The organism is Oleiphilus sp. HI0128 (assembly GCF_001635365.1).
Genome location: NZ_LWGG01001153.1, coordinates 1 through 1,125, shown reverse-complemented (window position 1 = coordinate 1,125; position 1,125 = coordinate 1). Strand labels below are relative to the sequence as shown.

General features: G+C 43.9%; 2 protein-coding genes. One reads left to right on the top strand and one right to left on the bottom strand.

Going from position 1 to position 1,125, the window contains the following annotated elements; all coding sequences use genetic code 11:
* On the bottom strand, positions 1–310 hold a 310-nt coding region (locus tag A3763_RS19585), incomplete at its 3' end, for an SDR family NAD(P)-dependent oxidoreductase (RefSeq protein ID WP_156495195.1).
* A gap of 242 nt (positions 311–552) precedes the next feature.
* On the opposite strand from A3763_RS19585, the gene A3763_RS19580 reads away from it, so the two are divergent.
* Positions 553–978 carry an SRPBCC family protein gene (locus A3763_RS19580; RefSeq protein WP_068510313.1) on the top strand — a complete coding sequence of 142 codons (426 nt, stop codon included), beginning with the start codon at positions 553–555 and terminating at the stop codon, positions 976–978.
* Positions 979–1,125 lie beyond the last annotated feature (147 nt).

Below are 1,125 nucleotides of genomic sequence, written 5' to 3'. Positions count from 1 at the left end.
GCTGCGCCGCGTTGTGTAAGATGCCATCGATATGAGTGAATTCTGCTTCGATCGAGTTAGCAACGTCGATATAGTCTTTCTCGACAGCGCCTTCCAAGTTCATTGGAATTATTGCCGGCTTTGGGTAGCCTTTGGATTCAATCTCGTCATATACTTTTTCTAGCTTTGAAACGGTTCGCCCCAATAAAATTACAGTTGCTCCATGCTTGGCAAAGCTAAGTGCTGCGGTCTTGCCGATTCCATCACCCGCTCCGGTAACTAAGATGACTTTGGATTGTAGTAGGTCTTTCGGGGCTTGGTAGTCAAACATAGGGGTCTCATATTTACGGTTATATTGGAGGGCGTCGTCATTTCATGATGCCGCTTGCTAATTCTAGTAAAACCAAAGCGGCTTAGCTACAAGATTTCACGCCTATACTGTCTTTAGCGCTTAATTTCTTAAGTAGTAGCTTTTCGCTTTAAAGCCCGGAATATTTATATATAATGACTGGGGGTCACGGCTGTTTTGTCGTGCCGCTATCCATTATTAAATCGCCAAAAGGTAAGTGATGCATGTCTGTTAATACAATAAAAATGAAGCAAATTTTCAATGCGCCAGTCAGTGAGGTATTTGCCACACTTAGTGATCATAATACTTTCGGTAAGATTTGTGGTATCAATATGTCTAGAGTTGTTGATGGTGCTGATGGTGCTAACGGCTTGGGTTCGGTTAGAGAGATCAAGATCGGGATTTTACCGGGCTTTGAAGAAACGATTACTGAGTTTAAACCAGATGAGTTTATTCAATACAAAATCACTAAAGGAAGCCCCATTAAGAACCATGTAGGAGAGCTTAGATTTAGTGAGGAAGGCGGCGCTACAACGCTAGACTACACGATAGAGCTTGAGTCTAAGATTCCACTGACTACCAGTATTATTTCGAAAGGCCTGGAGCAGGGGATCTCTAAAGGCTTGCAGAAGTATGCGCAATCGTTATAGAGAGCAAGGCTCCTTTTAGTTAAACAAGGCCGCGAATTAGCGGCCTTGTTGTATCGACGACGGCTTATTTACTTTCGGTAATGTGCAAGCCGCATTCTTTTTGAGTCGCTTCCTCCCACCACCAGCGACCTTCACGCTCATGCTGGG